Source organism: Elusimicrobiota bacterium, assembly GCA_016721625.1.
Classification (GTDB): domain Bacteria; phylum Elusimicrobiota; class Elusimicrobia; order FEN-1173; family FEN-1173; genus JADKHR01.
The window spans coordinates 539,913-559,727 of the sequence record JADKHR010000001.1 but is presented as its reverse complement, the minus strand read 5'-3'; the positions used below and the strand labels follow the sequence as shown (position 1 = coordinate 559,727).

The window sequence follows — 19,815 nt, the reverse complement described above, 5'->3', positions numbered from 1 at the left end:
TTTCCCTTGATGGAATAGGATTTCTGATATAGGCTTCTCCCGTGACTCCCCAAAGGGTTCTCTTTGTCGCGGAGGCGGTGACGTTGGCCCATGTGGGGCGGATGGTCTCGCTCGCCGCGGGGTTGGACCGGGCCCGGTTTGAACCGGTTTTCGCTTGGGACGACCGGTTCAATAAAATCGTCGGGCCGCTTCCGGGCCCATGGTTCCCGCTGGCGAGCTTCTCCACCGCTCTCTTCTTGGAACGGCTCCGCCAAGGAAAGCCGGCCTATGACTTCGAAACACTGGACCGTTACGTGTCGGACGAGCTCGAGCTTTTCCGCCGCACCAGGCCGTCCTTCGTGGTGGGGGACACCCGCCTCTCCCTGGCGGTCAGTGCCCAACGGGCGGGGATTCCCTTCTTGAACGTCGTCAACGCCCACTGGAGTCCTTATGCCGCCACCCGGTGGGTCGTCCCCGAATGGGGGGTCGTGGATCGGCTCGGGGTCTCTTTAGGGCAAACGATCTTTAATCTCCTTCGTCCCCTGTATTTTCGAGCCTATGCGAAGGGGTTCAATCGCCTTCTCCGAAAATGGGGACAGCGGGGGATCGGCGCCGATTTGAGAAAGACCTACTGCGCAGGGGACCGAACGCTTTATCCGGATCTGCCCGAAATCGTTTCAACCCGGGGTCTTCCTTCCACGCACCGTTATTTGGGACCCGTCGCTTGGTCCCCTAGCGTCCCCTTGCCGGAAAATATAACCGCTCAGAGCCCCAACAAAAAAACCGTTTTCATCGCCCTGGGCACCTCGGGAAACCCAAACGCTCTGCCGGCGATTCTGGAAGGATTGGGAAAACGCCCGCTTCGCGTGTTTGTGGCGACGGGGCCCGATCGAGACATCCGCAACCCCGCCCCCGGGGTCCTGGAACTTCACCCCGCTCCCTACATTCCCGGGGACGTCGCGGCAAAAGCGGCGGACCTGGTCATCCACAACGGGGGGAGCGGCGGTATCAATCAGTGTCTCTTGGCCGGCGTCCCGTTCCTCGGCGTGGCTTCCAACCTGGATCAGTTTTCCTCCATGTTTTTCGCGGAGCGGGCCGGACTGGGCAAAACCATCCGCGGGGACCGCGTTTCACCCGCCGGGATCGCCCGCGCGGCCGAGGAACTTTTAGACGATCCGGCCTGGAAGGCCAGGGCCGTCTCCATGCGCGCCATCGCCCGATCCTACCGTCCCTCCGATATTCTGATGGAGGAACTGGACAAAGCGGGGGGAACGTTGTCGTGACCCAAATCCTCCTCACCGGCGGAGCCGGCTTTGTCGGGTCCCACACCGCGGAGGCTCTTTTGGCCAAGGGCCACCACGTTCGGGTGTTGGATGTCCTGGACCCCCAGATTCATGGAAAGGAAAGGCAGTTCCCATCCGCGCTGGATCCCCGCGTGGAGCGAATGCGGGGCGATGTCCGTCGTCCCGGGGACCTGGCCAAAGCCCTCGACGGGATCGAGGTCGTCTTCCATTTCGCTGCCCGAACCGGCGTGGGCCAAAGCCAATATGAGGTCGCTCGTTACGTCGACACCAATGTGGGAGGAACAGCCGCCCTCCTGCAGGCCATCGTCGGCCAAAAAACCCGGATTAAAAAACTGGTGCTGGCTTCCTCCCGGGCCGTCTATGGGGAAGGCGCCGCTCGCTGTCCCCGCCACGGCCAAGGCCATCCCGCCCGGCGGGTTCGCGGGGACCTGGAGAGGGGGGATTTTCAAATTAAATGCGCCCACTGCGGCCGCGACATGCGCCCGGTTCCCACCGCCGAGGACGCCGCTTTGGATCCCGGCTCCATTTACGCGCTCACCAAGAAACACCAGGAAGATCTCTGCCTTCAAACCGCTTCCGCTCACGGTTTTTCCGTGGTGATCCTCCGTTATTTCAACGTGTATGGGTCCCGCCAATCCCTGGGCAACCCCTACACCGGCGTGGTCACCGTCTTTTTCTTACCGACCCCGGATGACATTAAGAAAGGGATTGGACGAATTCGTTCGTTGGGCGAAAAACCAAAAGGCGGGCCCCCTCGGCAGTTACGAGCGGACCGTCCGGGATTTGTCGTCCCATCACTTGTTTGGGCAATCCCGCGCGGGTGGGCGTTCGGGGGTACCAAACGACTCTTAGTGAAACCAAAGACTTTCTTTAATGGTCTGAAGGGTATGAACAAAATAGTTGATAAAAACGGCAGGAGTCACTATGACGAAATTCGAATGGTCTGATCTTTACACCACCGGCATTCCGCGCGTGGACCGGGAACACCGGGAGTTGTTCCGTTGCGCCGAAACCTTTGATGAAGCCTGCCGGGAAAACCGCGGACCCGAACAGTTGGAGCAGACTCTCCATTATCTCCACCATTATGCCATGACCCATTTCCGCGGGGAGGAAGACCAAATGGAGAGGGTCGCGTATCCTGAATTGGAAAGCCACCGGCTGGAACATGAGGGTCTGCTGTCCCGGGTCCGAAAGACGCTGGAAAAAATGCACGAGGGAGAATCTCCCGCGTTGGCGGAATTCGGTGAGTTCGTCAACGCCTGGATCTCCCGGCACATCCTTGAACGGGACAAGAATTTCGCCAAATGGCTGGCCCACAAGACGAAAAGGCCTCGTTCTCCCTCCGAATCTCTGGTTCTTGAGCCCGACTCCCCCTGACGGTGGACGGGGGCCCTGCCGGCCCGCCTTTCGTCCTTTCGATTGACAATCCTCCTCTTAAAAATTAAAATTCATCACGTTTTTGAGACGCAAAAATGACGACGAACCCTCTTATTCCCGTTCTTTCCGGCATGCGGCCCACCGGCAAATTGCACCTCGGCAATTATTGGGGGGCGTTGGTTCCTTGGATCCAATTGCAAAATGGGGGAAAACACCGCTGTTTTTTCATGGTGGCGGATCTCCACGCCCTCACGACGGGGTACGAGGACACCAAAGACCTTCAGGCTAGCATCCACGATATGGTGTTGGACTGGCTGGCGGCGGGGTTGGACCCGGAAAAAAGCGTGTTCTTCGTCCAATCCCGTGTGCCGGAACACTCGGAACTGGCGCTTCTTTTCTCCATGATCACCCCTCTGGGGTGGTTGGAGCGAATTCCTACCTATAAAGAGCAACTGCGGGAGATCACGGGGCGAGAAATCACGACCCACGGGTTTTTGGGTTATCCGGTGCTTCAGGCGGCGGACATCCTGGTCTACAAAGCGCAAGCGGTCCCGGTGGGAGAGGACCAACTCTCCCACCTCGAACTCACCCAGGAAATCGCCCGGCGTTTCAATCGGCTTTACGGAAACGTTTTCCCGGAGCCCAAGGCGATGCTCGGGCGAACTCCCAAAGTGCCGGGGCTGGACGGCCGCAAGATGTCCAAATCCTATGGAAATTCCGTGGAACTCGGCGACACGCCTGAAATCCTTTGGGGAAAAATTCAAAAAATGTTCACGGACCCGGCAAAACTCCGCGCCAACGATCCCGGCCACCCCGAAGGATGCGTTGTTTTCGCCCTGCACAAGATTTATAATGCCGAGGCCCCCAGCCGGGAGTTGGAATGCCGGGAAGGGCGCATCGGGTGCGTGGCGTGCAAGAAGCATCTGCTGGGGTTGATGGAGCCCCTCAAAGCCATCCAAGAGAAACGGGTTCTGTTGGCCCAAAAACCGGATTATATCCGAGACGTTCTTGAAGAAGGGACCCGGCGGGCCAAAGCCGTGGCCCAAGAGACTTTGGCCGAAGTTCAAACCGCCATGGGCCTTCGCCCCAGGACAAAATGACCGCCAACGCCGTGAACGAGGTTAAACTTGAGGTTTTTGAGGGTCCCCTGGACCTTCTGCTCTATCTCATCAAGAAAAACGACCTCAACATTTACGACATTCCCATTTCCCAAATCACCGCCGAATACCTCGGGATGATGGACGTCTTGAAGGACCTGGATCTCAATTTGGCCGGGGAGTTCTTGGTCATGGCGGCGACGCTCATGCAAATCAAGGCGAGGACGCTTCTTCCCGCGCCGTCCTCCGCGGCGGAAGAGGAAGAGGACCCGCGCGCAAACCTCGTGGAACGCCTTCTGGAATACCAACGTTTCAAAGAGGCCGCTCGCCACCTGGAGCAGAAGCTTCAGACGTCGAAGGACGTCCATTACCGGGGATCCCCCCATTTTAACGACACTGATTTCACCATGGAGGCGTCGCTCTTCGACCTCCTGGACGCTTTCCGGGACGTCTTGAAAAATCTCAAGCCCCGGGTGCGCGAAATCGAGAGCGACGATGTGCCCATCGAGGTCAAGATCAAAGACGTGTTGGCGTTCCTGGCGTCCCGACCCTTCGCCACCTTTAAGGAAATCCTACAGCGGGAAGCCACCCGCCGCGGCCTTATCATCACCTTTTTGGCTGTCTTGGAGCTGATCCGATTGAGGCAAATCGCCGCGCGCCAGACGGAATCGTTCGGTGAAATCCGCGTTTACCACTCGCACTCCTTGCCTCAGGAACTGGCGGAGGATCCGGTGGCCCAGGAACCGGTCCCCGCGCCGGCGGCACCGCTCCCGGAACCCGTGGGGGGAGAATAAATGGAACGAGACGAGCGAAAAAAAGTTTTGGAACTTCTTCTTTGGATGACCGACCGTCCGCTTAAGATGACGGAGATCCTCCATGTCCTGGGCGACCCGTCGTTTACGGAAATCGAACTTCGTGAGGATCTGTCGGCCGTGGATCGGGAACTGGACGAGCGCCAGGCTCCCTATCATGTCGTCGAGGTGGCCCAAGGGTACCAATTGGCTTCACGCCCGGGCTTCAGCCAATGGGTTCGGAAGCTCTATAAGGAAAAGACCGCGCTCCGCCTTTCTCCTTCGGCGCTGGAAACTCTTTCCATCGTGGCCTACAAACAACCTCTCACCCGGGGCGAGGTGGAGGATATTCGCGGCGTCGACGTTTCCGGAACTCTGGAGACGCTCCTGGAGCGGAAGCTCGTCAAAATCGTAGGCCGCAAAGAGGCCCTCGGCCGCCCGCTCCTCTATGGGACCACCACGGATTTCATGAAGCAGTTCGGCCTCCGATCGCTGGACGAGCTTCCTCGTCTGGAGGAATTGGTCCCTCCGGAGGATTCGTTAACGACCCCCGCCGCGGAGGAGCCCCTTTTGGAAAACGCCCCCCCGGCCGACACGCCGGAAGCTTCCGCGCCCCCGGCTCCCGAGGGTCCGGTCGATCCGATTTCGGAGGACATCCATGCCTGAACTGAGACGCGACCCGGTCATCGGCCGTTGGGTCATTATTTCCACGGAGCGAAGCCGCCGTCCCGGAGGGTTTAGCGCCATGCGGGAAAACCAGGGGTCCGTGCCATGTCCTTTCTGCCCTGGAAACGAATCCAAAACGCCTCCCGAGATCCTGGCTTATGGCGGGAAGGGCCGAGGCCCCAACACCCCCGGCTGGAACTTGCGCGTGATCCCCAACAAGTACCCCGCCCTCCAAATTGAAGGTGACTTGCATCGCTCCGGAGAAGATCTTTTCGATCGCATGGACGGCCTGGGCGCCCACGAGGTCATCGTCGAAACGGAAGATCACAGCCGTCAACTGGAAGATTTGGACGAAGCGCGCGTGGCCGAGGTTTTTTCCGCTTGGCGCGAGCGCATCTACGACCTCAAGCGGGACCCGCGTTTTGAATACATCCTCGTTTTCAAAAATCGGGGGTCCGCGGCGGGAGCGTCCCTGTCCCACGCCCATTCCCAATTGATCGCCACGCCCATGGTGCCGATCCGGGTCAAGCAAGAGCTTCGCGGGGCCGAGGAATATTTCGAGCAAAAGGGCCGCTGTATCTTTTGCGAGATCCTGCGGGCCGAGTTGGAAAAGAGGGAGCGCGTCATCGAGGTGAACGACGATTTCGCCGTGATCGCGCCCTTCGCCAGCCGGTTTCCTTTCGAGATGTGGATCCTCCCTCGAACCCACGCCTCGGACTTCGAGGGCGCCTCCGACGCGCAATTGCGGTCCCTGAGCCAGACGCTCAAAAGCGTTCTGAACCGGTTGAACAACGTTTTGGACCATCCGCCCTACAATTTCATCGTTCACACCAGCCCGCTCAAGGCGAGCCGGCTGGCGCACTTCCACTGGCACATCGAGCTCATGCCGAAAATTGTCCACACCGCGGGCTTCGAATGGGGCGCCGGCTTCTACATCAACCCCACGCCGCCCGAGCAGGCGGCGCAATACCTGCGCGAGGCGAACAGCCGTCCTACCGCGGAATGAAGATCCTCTTCGCCGCGAGCGAAGCGGTCCCCTTCATTAAAACCGGCGGGCTGGGCGACGTGGTGGGCGCCCTTTCCGCCGCTTTGAAACGGGCCGGCCATGACGTTCGGATCGTTCTTCCCAAATACCGTTCCCTCCGAGCGGATCTCCCGCCGCTCACTCTGCTTCCCTTTCCGCTCCGCGTTCCCATCGGCGGGAGCGAACAGACGGTTCGGGTCTACGAGGCCGTGTTCGCTCCCCGCCTTCGGGCTTACTTGGTCGACAGCCCGGCCCATTTCGACCGGGACGGCGTCTATGGCGAACCCGGCGGGCGCGATTTTCCGGACAACGATATCCGTTTCATCCTCCTCTCCCGGGCCGCCCTGGAAATCGCCAAAGCCGTGGCGTTCCGTCCCGACGTCGTCCACGCCCACGACTGGCAGACGGGACTGGTCCCCGCTTTGCTCGCGACCGCCTACCGCTCGGATTCGTTTTTCATCCCCACCGCCTCGGTCTTCAGCATCCACAACATCGCCTACCAAGGCGTTTTTCCAAAAGAAACCCTCGGCATCGCGGGCCTGCCCTGGAGCGAATTCACCCCGGACAAAATCGAATTTTATGATCGCGTGAATTTCTTGAAAGCGGGGATGTCCTACGCGCACGTGCTCTCCACGGTCAGCCCCTCTTACGCTCTGGAAACCCAGACGGAAGAATTCGGGGCGGGGTTAGACGGATTTCTCCGAGGGCGGGGGAAAGATTACGCCGGGGTCCTGAACGGGTTGGACACCGCCTTGTGGAACCCCGCCCGGGACCCGCTTTTGGCACGGCGTTACACCGCCCGGAGCCTGGGCCCCCGGACGGTCTGCCGGGAAGACCTTCAGCGCACGGTGGGTCTCGAAACCGACCCGCGGGCGCCGATCCTCGCCATGGTCTCCCGCCTGGATCCCCAAAAAGGGTTCGACATGCTTTTGGACCTGTTGGAGGAGTTCGTCGATGACGGGTGCCAGGCGGTTTTTCTGGGCCAGGGGAGCCGGGTGTACCAAGCGGCGCTCCGAACCCTCGCGCGAAAATTCAAGGGCCGGGTCTCCGCCACGACGGAATTCGATGAGGCCCTCGCGCATAAAATTTATGGCGGCGCCGACCTTTTCCTCATGCCCTCGCGCTTCGAGCCCTGCGGCCTGGGCCAGATGATCGCGCTCCGTTACGGCGCCGTGCCGGTGGTGACGCCCACCGGCGGGTTGAAAGACACGGTGTCTCCCGCGTCACCCAACGGAAGCGTCGGCGTGGGATTTGTCGCTGAGCGCGTGGACACCGCGGCGTTCCGCGCCGCCCTGCAACGGGCGGTGCGGCTTTTCCGGGAGGACCCGGCGGCGTGGCGCGCCCTGACGCGGCGGGGCATGGGTCTTTCCTTCGATTGGAAAGATTCGGTGGGGCGTTATTTGGACCTTTACCGTTTGGCCCAGTCGAAGAAAGCGGTGGAGGCTCACATGGAGACGGCCCGAGCGTGAGGGTCTTGGCCGCGGCCCTTCGCGAGCGGGCGATCGAAGGCGGACGCCGCTTTCAGGTCTGGATGAACCGTTGGTCCCATCGGGACGCGGCGCTGTTTTTTCTGGGGCTATGGGCGACCCTTTTTGTGGCGCACGCCTTGGCCGGGCGCTGGCAATGGGAAAAAGACGATACCGTGGAGCTTTGCGTCGACGGCGCCGAAATAGAACTCCTGTCCGATCAAAACGACGAGGCGACTTGGCGAACTCTGGAGGATCTTCGGGCCGCGGGAGTGTCCGGCGTCGCCGTCTATTGGGACCCCACTCGCCCTCTTCGAGACCTGTTGCGGGAATGGGATCCTCGCGTCCCGGAGGGCGTGGGCGTGACGCTCCGGCCGGAGCCGGTGCAGTTTTCCGATTGGCCCCAGGGATGGCCGCGGGTCGCGCGCCCTCTCCGCAACGGGCCGGTCGTGCGCAATATCCTTTTTTCCGGCGCCGCCGTGATGGGATACCCCGACTTGGCCCCCGTCGTGGGTTGGCTTGAAGCCACCGATTACCGTTTGCCCTGGGTCGAGTTCGGTCGCCAACGCGGGATGGACGCACTTCAAAAGAAGTTTCCCGAACGGATCCTTCGCGCCCACACTTTGAGCGAAGAGGAGATGCCGCTCAAGGGCCCGGACGCCGTTCTCGGGCGCCTGCGGCGGGCGGTTAGAGAGAGGGGCGCGCGGTTCTTGTACGTCCATCTTTTCCCCGGTCTTCCGAAAAAAGCCAACATGGCTTTTGTGACGCGTCTGACCCAGGCCCTCCGGTCGGACGGATGGCGTCTCGGGATCGCGCATCCCCGTTATGGGGATTGGCCTCGCCCCTTGGCCCCGATGCCGACGCGCGCGCGGCTTTTTCTGGCGTTCTTGGCGTCGGTGGTCGTCCCGCTGGGGGCCTTCCAGTGGGCCCTCCGCCAGCGTTCGCCCGTGGCCGCGCCTCTGGGGTTGGCGGGCGTCGCTTTGGGGGGAGGCCTCCTCGTCGCGGCCTTTCTTTCCGCGCCGGAGTTCGCCCTGGGGTTTTCGGTGTTTCGCGGGGTCAAGGTCTCCCTCCTCCTCCCCCTGGCCGTCGTTCTTTTCACCCTTTACAGGGCGGAGGAAATCCAACACGTCCTTCAGGAAACCGTCACGGTGGGTCGGTTGGTTCTCGGGGGCGCGGTTCTCGGCGCCGTCGCGTATTTCGTTCTCCGCACCGGTCACGGCACCGTGGCGGATGCCTCCAGCATGGAAATCGTTGTTCGCGGACATCTGGAATCTCTCCTGGGTGTCCGGCCTCGGTTTAAGGAATTTCTGATCGGGCACCCCTTGCTCTGGTTGGGGTTCGCCCTTCGGGCTCGGCTGGCGGCGGGGGGGACGTTCCTTCCGTCAGGGCGAGGGGCGGCGGCCCAGGCCCTTCGGTTTATTTTTCACGACGCGCGTCCGTTCCTTTTGTTGGGTTTCGTCGGGCCGCTGTCCATCGTCAACACGTTTTGCCATGCCCACACCCCCCTGTCCATTTCCCTGACCCGCGCCTTCCATGGGTTGTGGTTGGGGGCGGCGCTCGGGGGCCTTTTGATCGCCGGTTTGCGCTGGGCCGAGACGCGGTGGCAACGGCTCCCCTAGAACCGATTTTGCTGGCCGGTTATTTTGGGCACGGCAACGCCGGGGACGAGATGATTCTGGACCTGCTCCGTCGTCGGTTCGGCCTCGCGCCCTTCCTGTCCGGGCCGGCGCCCAGGGGACCGAACGCCGTGCCGCGATTCCATCTCCCGAGCGTGTTCCGCGCCCTTCGACATTCCCGGGCGCTCCTGTTGGGTGGAGGCGAACTTTTTCAAACCCGGACCAGCGTTCGAAGTCTCTTTTATTATTTGTCCCTGCCCCTCCTGGCCCGGTGGTTTCGGCGCCCCGTGTTCGGTTTCAGCTTGGGGCTCGACCCTCACCTTCCCTTGACGTTCCGTTCTCTCACCGCCTCCGTTTTGCGCGGGGCCCGGCGTCTTTGGGTTCGGGACGAAAGGTCCCGGGTTTTTTTGGCGGGTCGCGGGGTCGGGGCGGATCTTATGCCCGACATCGTTTGGGCCTGGCCCGCGCCCGCGGCGCCGCCGCCGACCACCCTTCGCCGCATTTTGTGGATTCCGCGTTTTTCCTCCGGCGGTCCCGAATCCGCGTCCTGGATCGAAGGGGTTCGCTCCCTTTCCGCCGGGGCGAACTGGGAACACGGTTTTCTCCCGCTCCATCCGACGGAAGACGGGCCCTCTCTGGCGCGCGCGCGAGCGCGGTTCCCCTTTCCTCATCGGCTCGAAACATGGGCGGATCCGGACGATCTGTTCGATCGGATCACGCGCTACGACCTGGTGGTGAGCCTGCGCTACCACGGTCTGCTGGCGGCGGTTTTAGCGCACCGCCCGGCGCTGGCCGTCGAGGTTTATGGCAAGGTCGGCGATCTGGCGCGGGAGTTGGGCGTTCCGGTTATACCACCCTCCGTCGCCGGCTTCGAGGCGTGGCGGGAGATGTTGATCCGCGCGTTCCTGGCGGGTCCCGTGGATCCCGGGGACCGCCCCGCTCGCGCCAAGGAAGCCCTGGAGGCCCTCGGGAGATCCCTCGCCGACACGGCGCTTAAAAAATTGTAAAATTGGGACGGAAATGGGAATCCCGTCGCCCAACGTCGCCTCCACAGGCTGGCTGAAATCTTTCGGTCCTCGTCCGTCTCACCGCGCCTCTCGGGGGCTGAGCCGAACGTGGGACGTCGCTTTTTTTTCGGCGATTCTCGGTTTGGCCGCGGCGGGAGGCTTCGCCGCCTCCCTCGCCAAAAATGCGCGGGGGATGGTGGGCGGGTTTGTGGAGCGGGAAAGTCGGTCGTTTCGTTTCGTCGTGTTTTTAGGCGACCACGCTGATCGTTCTTTTGTGGAAGAACGACTGTTGGTCACGCCGGGAGTCCTCGGGGCGCGGTTGGTGACAAAAGAGGAAGCCCTCGGGCGCGCTCAGGACAACCCGGCGCTGGCCGAAGGGCTGAAGCTCGCGGCGCGCAATCCCTTGCCGGAATCCTTCGAAGTCAGTTGGAGACCCGCCTTCCTACGGCCCGACCTCATCGGTCCGGCCGCGGAAAAGTGGGGAACGCTGGATGGGGTCAGCGGCGTGGGCTATGATCGTTCTCGACTGGAACGTTTGGCGCTCCTCTCCCGCCTTGGAGGTCAGTGGGACGTTGTTTTGTCCTCTCTCCTGTGGGCGGGGGCGGCCGCGGCGGTGTTTTGGTCGGCCCATCTTCTCTTTTGGAGTCTCATGGCCGCGAGTTGGGGTCCCTCCCTGGTCGGTTTGATCGCGGGGGCCGTCGGGGGTGTGTCGGGGGCCGGAGTCGTTTTCGCGTGGACGGGGGCCTGGGAACCGGCGGGGGTTCTGGCCGGAACGCTGGTCGGTTTTTTGGCGGGCCTGGGCCGGTGCGTCGAACGGCGGTGAGGAGAATCGGCGGGGCGATGGTTCTTTTTCTCCTGACCGGAGCGGCGTTGGTTCGGCCGGAGACGGACGCGGTGGAGGGCCAACGGGAAAGCCTCAAGAAAATCCAGACCGAATTAGACGATAAGCGGCGCGAAAAGGAACGCGCGGATCGTCGGGCCAGGGAGATCCGTCAGGAAGTGAACCGGATTTCGGATGAGCTGGAAGGCGCTCGCCAAGCGCTTCAGATCACCGACCGCCGCCTCACGGAGGCCGAGAAGACGCGGGCCCAAGCGGAATCCCGGTTGTTGGCTTCCCGCCAAAGCCTCGATCAGTGGGAGGACCGCTTGAACGCCGCTTTGCGGGATTTTTATTCGCGTTGGTCCGTGGCGGCGGAAGGGTCCTTCGCCCTCTTGGGGTATGAGGAAGCTTTTCTTTCGGAGCGGGTCACGGGTCTTTCCTTTGCGCTGGAGAACCACCGGAGCGTGGAGCTTCTGCGGGACGATTTGGCCGAGGCGGAAAACGATCTTCGGCGGTTAAAAGAAAACAAAGAGCGGGAAGAGCGCCGCATGGAATCCGCGCGGGAGCGCATGCGGGATCTCCAACAAACGACGGAAGGACGGCAGGCTCTGCTCGCTCGCCAGATCACGCAATTGAACGCCTCCGCCCGGCGGTTCGAAAAATTAATCGAAGGGCTGATCGAGAAAGAACGCCTTGCCCGGGTCCGCGCGGCCAAAAAGCCGGTTGTTCAGGGACCGTCCTCCGTCTCCCTCGCCGCGGCGCAAAAGTGGCGCGGAAAAATTCCCTGGCCCATCGCGGGGGCCGTGGTGGAAAAGTTCGGTCGGACGAAGAATTCGGAATTGGACGCCCTGACGATTTCGAACGGGATCAAAATTCGGCCCGCGGCGGGGGTTTCGGTCCAGGCGGTGGCGGGGGGAGAGGTCCTTTTCGCAGGGCCGTTCATGAACTATGGGTTGATGGCCCTTGTCAGCCACCCGGATCATCTGCACACCATTTACGCCCAGCTGGGGTCACTGAAAGTGGTCCGCGGCCAACAGCTTCTCGGCGGGGAACCGGTGGGCGAGCCGGGCCGGGACGACCAAGGCCGTCCGCTGGTTTACTTTGAGCTTCGGGTCGACGGCGAACCGGTCGACCCGGACGTGTGGCTTCACTAGCTTTTCGCGCTGAACGAGGCGCCCAAGGAGATACGAACCATGAAAAAAAAACCCGTTTTGTTGGCCTTAACGGCGGCGGTCATGGGGGGAACGTTCCTCCTTCCTCCGGTCCGTTCCGCCGTCGACGAAGGTTACGCTGAAATTAAATTAGTGGTGGATGTTCTCCAACACATCCGCGAACAGTATGTCATCGATGTGGACAAAAAGTCCTTGGTCTACGGGGCGGCGGCCGGCATGGTGCGGACCCTGGACCCCTTCAGCCAGTTTATGGAGCCCGACGCGCACAAAGAGATGAAGACCGAGACCCAGGGGCAATTCGGCGGGCTCGGCATCCGGATCGCCGTGCGGGACGGTTGGTTGACCGTCATCACGCCCATGCCGGACACGCCGGCCTATCGCCTCGGGATCCTGCCGGGCGACAAAATCGTCAAGATCGAAGGGGAAGTCACCCAAGGCCTGGAGGTGGAGGACGCGGTCAAACGTTTGAGGGGAAAGCCGGGCACCAAGGTCAACATCAGCATTCTGCGCGAAGGCGAAAAGGAACCCCGGGATTTCACCATCACTCGGGAGGTGATTAAAATTCAAAGCGTCAAATCCGTCCTTCTCGAGGGAAATATCGGATACGTGCGGCTGGCCGAGTTTATTGAGACCAGCGATTCGGATCTGCGCGCGGCGCTGAAGGATCTGAAGGGCAAGGGGATGACGTCTCTGGTTTTCGACCTGCGGAACGATCCGGGCGGGCTCCTGAACGCGGCGGTGGATGTGACGAAGCTCTTTCTGGGCGATTCCAAAATCGTGGTGTTCACCCAGGGGCGGGCCTCTCCCCGACAGGATTTCTTCGCCGACAGCCACGCCCCCTACGAAGATCTTCCGATGGCCATTCTCGTGAACGGCGGATCCGCCTCGGCCTCCGAAATCGTCACCGGAGCGCTCCAAGACCATAAACGGGCGGTGATCATCGGGTCGGAGACCTTCGGGAAAGGAAGCGTCCAATCGGTGATCCCTCTGGCGGACGGGTCGGCCCTCCGCCTCACCGTGGCCAAATATTACACGCCCAGCGGCCGTTCGATCCACCGCGACGAGAAAACGAAAAAGGGCGGGATCACCCCCGACATCGTCATCGCGGTTTCCCGCGAGGTCGAATCGAAACTCTACGCCCAAGGGGACGAGATTTATGCCAAAGACAAATCGCCCCAATCCACGGTGAAAGAACAAGACCGGGTGAAAGACGAGGTGTTGGAACGGGCCACCCAGATTTTGAAAGCCGAAGCGGTCTTTCATCAGATGAAGAGGTAACGGCGTGTTCGCCGCCGTCCACACCCGCCGCCGCCTTTTCGGTGGAATTCTCTGGGACCTCTTCCTCATCCTGGTCCTGTGCGCGGGCGGTTTTATGGTTTGGCGGACCCGGGCGGAATGGGGGAGATGGTTTCTCCAGTTACGGGGCTCGGGTCAGTCGGGCGCGGCCCCCGTTAAAATTTCGCCCGCCATCACGGATCTGGGGCGGCGGAGCGCGGGGGCCCAAGCGGGGGTTCGTCAGTTTCTGTCCGAATCCGGTCTCCGCGAAAAAGATATTTTGAAAAGTTACAACGAGGAGCGGCACGCGGAGGGAAGCTCCTGGCTGGAATCGACGCTCGAGATCGCGCGGCCGGCCGGTTTTCGGTCGGGTCCCTTTCTGAAGCGGTTGCTGGGTTTTCTTTCCCAGAGCGGCTTGGCTTTGATGCGGGATGAAACGGAAGGGGGGCGGTGGACCCTGGACGTGGGAGACCGGGATCATGTGTTCCAACGGCTTGTGATCCACGACCGATGAAACGCGAAATTCTAAAGGCGGCGCTTGTCCATGAGTAAAACCATTCGGGTTCTCGGCATTGAAACGTCCTGCGACGAAACGGCCGCGGCCGTCGTTGAAAACGGCCGACACATTCTCTCGAACGTCGTTTCCAGCCAGGTTCCCCTCCACCAACCCTACGGAGGGGTGGTCCCGGAACTGGCGAGCCGCGCCCATGTCGAAAACGTCCAGGCCGTGGTGGAGGCGGCGCTCAAGGGCCAGACCCCCCGGGGGGTGGTCCCGTTTCCCAGAACGCTTCCCGTGGACGTCGTGGCCGTCACGGTGGGGCCCGGCCTGATCGGGTCCCTCCTGGTCGGCAAAGTGGTCGCCGAGATGTTGGCCTGGGTCTACAAAAAACCCATCATCGGGGTGAATCACCTGGAGGGGCATCTTCTTTCCATTTTGCCGGGCCACCCGGACCTGGAACCCCCCTATCTGGCTCTTGTCGTTTCGGGCGGACACACGGAATTGATCCATGTTCAGGACTACGGGAAATACCATGTCCTTGGGCGCACGCGGGATGACGCCGCCGGGGAAGCGTTCGATAAAGTCTCCCGAGTCCTGGGACTCGGTTATCCCGGAGGACCCGCGATCGACCGCGCCGCCCATCGGGGGAACCGGAAAGCGGTGGCCTTCCCGCGGCCGCTTCTGTCCGAGGGGTTCGACTTTTCTTTCTCGGGGCTCAAAACCTCCGTCGTCTATTACCTGCGGGACCATCCGGAAATCCTCGCGTCCAAGAAAAAAATCGCCGATGTCTGCGCCAGCTTTCAAGCGGCCGTGGTGGAGGTGTTGGTGAAGAAGGCGGTGGCCGCGGCCGAAAAATTGGGCCTGAGGCATATCGCGGTATGCGGCGGCGTCGCGGCCAACAGCGCCTTGAGAGCGGGCTTCGCTGACCACCAAAAAAAATACAAACTTCACATGGCCTCGCCGCTTCTCTGCACGGACAACGGGGTGATGATCGCGGTCGCCGGTTACTACAAGTATCACCGCGGGCCCAAACACCAATTTCAACCCGAGCCCCTTTCCGTCGATTCCACCCTGGCCGTCGAAAGCTGGGGATGACGAACCCGGAGGGAAGGATGAACCCTTCCATCGGACCGCTCCAGTTGGACAATCCGTTCATCCTGGCCCCCATGGCGGGGATCGGCGATCCACCCTACCGTCGCTTGTGTCGTCGGGGAGGGGCGGCCATGGTGTGCGCGGAAATGGTTTCCGCCAACGCCCTCCACTTCGAAGACGAGCGCTCCCGCCGCATGTTGGCCACCTACCCGGACGAACATCCCGTGAGCATGCAGGTGTTTGGAAACGACCCCGACCGATTGGCCGAGGCCGCCCAGGCCGCCGAGTCCGCGGGGGCTTCCGTCGTCGACTTGAACTGCGGGTGCCCCGTTCCCAAGATCACGCGAAGCGGCGGGGGAATTTCCCTCATGAGGGAAGAAGACCTTTTCGCCCGTTGCGTGTCCGCCATGGTCCGCGGGGTTCGGGTGCCGGTGACGGTGAAGATGCGGTTGGGCTTTAAACGGGGGGAAAACCGCGCGGTGCGCTTTGCTCGGATCGCCGAAGACCAAGGGGCCTCGGCCGTCTCCGTCCATGCCCGCGCCCAGGAGGACCGACACGGGGGCCCTCCCGACCTCGCCGGGCTCGCCGATGTGGTTCGGGCGGTTTCGATCCCGGTGTTCGGAAACGGCGGGGTAACCGTTTATTCGGACGCTCGGACCATGATGGACACCGCCGGCGTCGCCGGGGTCTTGGTGGGCCAAGCCGCCATCGGAAACCCCTTCCTCTTTCTGGAATTCCAGGGCGCCCATGCGGACCGGCCGACGACGGGAGTGGCCCTCCGCGAACGTTTCGCCCTCCTGCGCGAACACGCCCGAATGATCGTGGAGTTTTACGGAGAGAGCCTGGGGATGCGGCGCCTTCGGAAATACATCCCTTCTTACGTTCGGGGCCTCCACCGGGCCTCCGTCTTTCGGGATCGCGCCAACCGGATGGAGCGTCTGGGGGATTTTCTCGATTTTCTGTCTGAATTCGAGCTCCATCCGGGCCCCGCGGCGACCCTTTATAGCGACGTTGACAGCCCGGCGTCGCTGTGCTAACATGCCCCCGTACCTCACTATTTCCCTTAATAAATAAAGGCGTTCACCTCCATGAGCATTAAATTCGGCACGTCCGGTTGGCGGGGCATCCTCGCCGACGAATTCACGTTCCCTCGTCTGCGCGTCGCGGTTCAGGCCATCGCGGATTACCTGCGGGAAGAAAAACTTCACAACAAACCCGTGATCGTGGGCTACGACACGCGGTTCCTATCGGAAGAATTTGCCCGCACGGCCGCGGGGGTCTTGGCCGCCAACGGGATGGAAACACTCCTGTGCGTGCGGGACACCCCGACGCCCGTGATCGCCTTCGAGGTCTTGCACAAAAAGGCGGCCGGCGGCATCAACATCACCGCCAGTCACAACCCGCCCACCTACTCGGGCCTGAAATTCAACTCTTCTTGGGGCGGTCCCGCCCTGCCGGCCACCACCCAGCGGATCGAAGCGGGGTGCGAACCCTACCTGCTGGGGGAGTCTACCCCGAAGACCGGCCGGGAAGCCGTGGGCCTGAAAAAACGCCTCATCGTTCCGCACGATCCCATGCCCGCCTACGTGAAACACCTCGAAACGCTGGTGGACAAATCTCTCTTGAAAAAAGGGAAAATCCGCGTGGTGGTGGATTCCCTGTGGGGCGCCGGCCGCGGTTACCTGGACGAATTCCTTCGTAGCGCCGGGGTGGAAGTGACCGCGCTCCATACCCACCGGGACGTTTTGTTCGGCGGTCACAGCCCGTCGCCCGACCCTGAAATTTTAAAAGAACTTAAAAGCGTCATGCTCCAAAAAAAGGCGCACCTGGGCCTGGCCACCGACGGGGACGCCGACCGTTTCGGGGTCATGGACGTGGACGGGAGCTTGCTCAGTCCCAACGAATTCCTTCCTCTTCTGTTGGATCATATCGTCAAAACCCGGGGTTGGAAAGGTGTCGTGGCGCGGAGCGTGATGACGTCTCACTTCCTCGACGCGGTGGCCAAAAAATACGATCTCACGGTGCGGGAGACGGCCGTCGGCTTCAAATACATCGGGGACGTGATGGTTCACGAAAATTCGGTCTATCCTTCGCGCGGGGGGCATTTTGTTCTCGGCGGCGAGGAATCCGGCGGGCTTTCCATCCGGGGGCACGTGCCGGAAAAAGACGGGATCTTGGCTTGCCTTTTGGCGGCCGAAATCGTGGCGGTCACCAAGCGGCCGCTTCGGAAATCCATCGAACTTCTTCAAAAAGAGGTGGGCTCCTTTTATACCGCCCGCCTCAATTATCACCTCACGGCGGATAAAATGAATGAATTAAGGGAGAAGCTCACCCACAAACCGCCCACCCGGTTGAATGAATTCCCCGTGCGCCGAATCGTGGAAACCGACGGGCATAAATTTATTTTAACCGACGGCAGTTGGATCGGCGTTCGACTTTCGGGCACGGAGCCCGTGGTGCGGGTCTACCTGGAAAGCCAGGACCCCGCCAAAATGAAGGCGCTCGAAAAGGCCGGCCGAGTATTGGCCGGACTGGCGGCGGCCCACAAATAGGACCATCAAACACATTCGGAGACCTCTATGGCCAAGAAAAAGAAAGCGGCGGTGAAGAAAACGAAGGCGGGCGGGCGCGGGAAAGGACCCCTCAGCGGGGCCCGCGTGGCGTCGGTTCACGCCCGGGAGATTTTGGATTCCCGCGGCAATCCCACGGTGGAAGTGGACGTGGTTTTGGCCGACGGGTCCCAGGGCCGCGCCGCGGTTCCCTCCGGGGCGTCGACCGGGGCCCACGAGGCTTTGGAACTGCGGGACGGCGATAAAGCCCGTTACGGGGGCAAAGGCGTTCGGAAAGCGGTGGACAACGTGAACGTGGTCCTTTCCCGAGCCGTCCAAGGATTGGACGCCACGGACCAACGCGGCCTAGATCGTGCGCTGTTGGCGGCGGACGGAACCGAAACCAAATCCAAACTGGGGGCGAACGCGATCCTGGGCGTGTCCATGGCGGCGGCCCGCGCGTCCGCGGTCTCCAAGAAGGTTCCGCTCCACATCCATCTCCGACAAACGTTCGGCATTAGGAGCAAGGAATTCGTTTTGCCGGTCCCGCTCATGAATATTTTGAACGGGGGCGCCCACGCCGACAACAACGTCGATTTGCAGGAGTTCATGATCGTTCCGGTGGCGGGAGGGTCTTTCCACGAAGCTCTGCGAGCCGGAGCGGAAGTTTTCCACGCTTTAAAAAAAGTGTTGAAGGAAAAAAAATACAACACCAGCGTGGGGGACGAGGGCGGTTTCGCTCCTGACTTAAAATCCAACGAAGAGGCGATCCAGGTCATCTTGACGGCCATTCAAAATGCGGGCTACAAGGCCGGTAAAGACGTTTTTCTGGCCCTGGACTGCGCCGCCAACGAATATCATTCCAACGGCCAGTATTGCCTGGAAGGCGAGGTCGGCTTTCGGAACCGCACGGCCGATGAGATGATCAGCGTTTACGAGGATTGGGTGAACAAATACCCCATCGTTTCCATCGAGGACGGATTGGCCGAGGACGACTGGTCCGGCTGGAAACGCATGACGGACCGCTTGGGGAAGAGAATCCAAATCGTGGGCGACGACCTTTTTGTCACCAACCCGAAACGTTTGGAAGAAGGGATTCGCCGCCAGGTGGGGAACGCCATCTTGGTGAAGGTGAACCAGATCGGATCCCTGTCGGAGACGGTGGAGGCCGTTCAGATGGCTCAGAAAGCGGGTTACGGGGCCATCATTTCCCACCGTTCCGGTGAAACCGAGGATTCCTTCATCGCGGACCTCGCCGTGGCGTTGAACGCGGGCCAAATCAAGACGGGTTCCGCCTCCCGTTCCGAGCGGATCGCTAAATACAACCAGCTTCTCCGGCTGGAAGAATCCCTTGGCCGGGACGCGAGCTTTTCTGGGGCCTCCGCGTTTCAGCGCCCTTAACCATGACTCGTAGGAACCTGCGCCGCCGGGCGTTCTGGGTCCTGGGAGGGGTTCTTGTTTTATCGGTGTTGGTGTGCGGCGGCGCGGTGCGGCATTATTGGCTCCGCCGAGAGGATCTGCAACGCCTCGAAGACCGTTTGGCCGAATCCCGCCGGCGGATGCGCTCGCTCGAGGCGCGGCTGGCGCGGGCGGAAAATGACGAGGAATTCATTGAACTCGCCGCGCGGCGGGAGTTGGGCTTGCTTCGGCCCGGCGAGATCGAGTTCCGTTTTGTGGACGACGCCTCCGGGGCGCCGCCATCGAAGAAACTGTAGGGAATCACCTTGGCGCACTGAAGCGAATTTTGTAGTTGCCCGATTTATCGGGCGATTTAGTATCGGAAGAACGCGTCTTGAAAAAATGTGGCCCCATAAATGGGCCAACTACAAAATGCACGCCTGACGGTTACATCGGGCGGCTAAAGAGACACACGGCAGGAGGGCCTTCATGTCCGACACGCTCTGTCCCAAATGCAACGTCAAAGGAACGGTTCACGTTAAGCAGTCCCGTACCGACGCCGGCAAAGACCTGAAATATTTTGAATGTTCCTCCTGCAAAAGCCTTTGGACCAACTCCACCGACATTTCTTCCTTGCCGGTGGAAGCCTAAACGCCGCGGGTCTGAGCACGATAAAATGAAAG

20 protein-coding genes are annotated in these 19,815 nt (G+C 61.4%); all 20 read left to right on the top strand.

Features of this window, described 5'->3' with window-relative positions:
- Positions 1-41: 41 nt before the first annotated feature.
- The 20 genes from IPP35_02345 to IPP35_02250 all read left to right on the top strand — a co-directional run bounded on the left by IPP35_02345 (position 42) and on the right by IPP35_02250 (position 19,783).
- Positions 42-1,262: a glycosyl transferase family 1 gene (locus IPP35_02345; protein MBL0057967.1), complete on the top strand. Its 1,221-nt coding sequence runs from the start codon at positions 42-44 to the stop codon at positions 1,260-1,262.
- Positions 1,259-2,230 carry an NAD-dependent epimerase/dehydratase family protein gene (locus IPP35_02340; GenBank protein MBL0057966.1) on the top strand — a complete coding sequence of 324 codons (972 nt, stop codon included), beginning with the start codon at positions 1,259-1,261 and terminating at the stop codon, positions 2,228-2,230. Before IPP35_02345 ends, IPP35_02340 begins: the two co-directional genes overlap by 4 nt.
- Positions 2,208-2,660 (top strand): hemerythrin family protein, encoded by a 453-nt coding sequence (locus tag IPP35_02335; GenBank protein MBL0057965.1) that lies wholly within the window; start codon positions 2,208-2,210, stop codon positions 2,658-2,660. The genes IPP35_02340 and IPP35_02335 overlap by 23 nt, the downstream gene beginning before the upstream one ends.
- A gap of 95 nt (positions 2,661-2,755) precedes the next feature.
- Entirely contained in the window at positions 2,756-3,760 is a 1,005-nt protein-coding gene (gene trpS / locus IPP35_02330) for a tryptophan--tRNA ligase (protein ID MBL0057964.1), read from the top strand.
- Entirely contained in the window at positions 3,757-4,551 is a 795-nt protein-coding gene (locus IPP35_02325; GenBank protein ID MBL0057963.1) for a segregation/condensation protein A, read from the top strand. Before trpS ends, IPP35_02325 begins: the two co-directional genes overlap by 4 nt.
- Positions 4,552-5,214, top strand: coding sequence for an SMC-Scp complex subunit ScpB (gene scpB / locus IPP35_02320; GenBank protein ID MBL0057962.1), 663 nt, complete (start codon positions 4,552-4,554; stop codon positions 5,212-5,214).
- Positions 5,207-6,220 (top strand): galactose-1-phosphate uridylyltransferase, encoded by a 1,014-nt coding sequence (galT, locus tag IPP35_02315; GenBank protein MBL0057961.1) that lies wholly within the window; start codon positions 5,207-5,209, stop codon positions 6,218-6,220. The genes scpB and galT overlap by 8 nt, the downstream gene beginning before the upstream one ends.
- Positions 6,217-7,707: a glycogen synthase GlgA gene (glgA, locus tag IPP35_02310; GenBank protein ID MBL0057960.1), complete on the top strand. Its 1,491-nt coding sequence runs from the start codon at positions 6,217-6,219 to the stop codon at positions 7,705-7,707. Before galT ends, glgA begins: the two co-directional genes overlap by 4 nt.
- Positions 7,704-9,323: a hypothetical protein gene (locus IPP35_02305; GenBank protein ID MBL0057959.1), complete on the top strand. Its 1,620-nt coding sequence runs from the start codon at positions 7,704-7,706 to the stop codon at positions 9,321-9,323. The genes glgA and IPP35_02305 overlap by 4 nt, the downstream gene beginning before the upstream one ends.
- A complete protein-coding gene (locus tag IPP35_02300; GenBank protein MBL0057958.1) occupies positions 9,305-10,327 on the top strand; it encodes a polysaccharide pyruvyl transferase family protein in 1,023 nt (340 codons plus the stop codon). Before IPP35_02305 ends, IPP35_02300 begins: the two co-directional genes overlap by 19 nt.
- A 13-nt stretch (positions 10,328-10,340) precedes the next feature.
- Positions 10,341-11,150 carry a hypothetical protein gene (locus tag IPP35_02295; protein ID MBL0057957.1) on the top strand — a complete coding sequence of 270 codons (810 nt, stop codon included), beginning with the start codon at positions 10,341-10,343 and terminating at the stop codon, positions 11,148-11,150.
- A 17-nt stretch (positions 11,151-11,167) separates the two neighbouring features.
- Positions 11,168-12,301, top strand: a complete 1,134-nt coding sequence (locus IPP35_02290; GenBank protein ID MBL0057956.1) for a peptidoglycan DD-metalloendopeptidase family protein — start codon at positions 11,168-11,170, stop codon at positions 12,299-12,301.
- A 39-nt stretch (positions 12,302-12,340) separates the two neighbouring features.
- Entirely contained in the window at positions 12,341-13,597 is a 1,257-nt protein-coding gene (locus IPP35_02285) for a S41 family peptidase (GenBank protein ID MBL0057955.1), read from the top strand.
- Positions 13,598-13,601: 4 nt separating this feature from the next.
- Positions 13,602-14,108 (top strand): hypothetical protein, encoded by a 507-nt coding sequence (locus IPP35_02280; protein ID MBL0057954.1) that lies wholly within the window; start codon positions 13,602-13,604, stop codon positions 14,106-14,108.
- 24 nt (positions 14,109-14,132) lie between these two features.
- Complete coding sequence (gene tsaD, locus IPP35_02275; protein ID MBL0057953.1) at positions 14,133-15,188, top strand: tRNA (adenosine(37)-N6)-threonylcarbamoyltransferase complex transferase subunit TsaD; 1,056 nt, start codon at positions 14,133-14,135, stop codon at positions 15,186-15,188.
- A 17-nt stretch (positions 15,189-15,205) separates the two neighbouring features.
- Positions 15,206-16,222, top strand: a complete 1,017-nt coding sequence (gene dusB / locus IPP35_02270) for a tRNA dihydrouridine synthase DusB (GenBank protein MBL0057952.1) — start codon at positions 15,206-15,208, stop codon at positions 16,220-16,222.
- 51 nt (positions 16,223-16,273) lie between these two features.
- Entirely contained in the window at positions 16,274-17,737 is a 1,464-nt protein-coding gene (locus tag IPP35_02265; protein MBL0057951.1) for a phosphoglucomutase/phosphomannomutase family protein, read from the top strand.
- 27 nt (positions 17,738-17,764) lie between these two features.
- Positions 17,765-19,135, top strand: a complete 1,371-nt coding sequence (eno, locus tag IPP35_02260; protein ID MBL0057950.1) for a phosphopyruvate hydratase — start codon at positions 17,765-17,767, stop codon at positions 19,133-19,135.
- A gap of 2 nt (positions 19,136-19,137) precedes the next feature.
- Positions 19,138-19,449 carry a septum formation initiator family protein gene (locus tag IPP35_02255; GenBank protein ID MBL0057949.1) on the top strand — a complete coding sequence of 104 codons (312 nt, stop codon included), beginning with the start codon at positions 19,138-19,140 and terminating at the stop codon, positions 19,447-19,449.
- 172 nt (positions 19,450-19,621) lie between these two features.
- Positions 19,622-19,783: a hypothetical protein gene (locus IPP35_02250; protein MBL0057948.1), complete on the top strand. Its 162-nt coding sequence runs from the start codon at positions 19,622-19,624 to the stop codon at positions 19,781-19,783.
- Positions 19,784-19,815 lie beyond the last annotated feature (32 nt).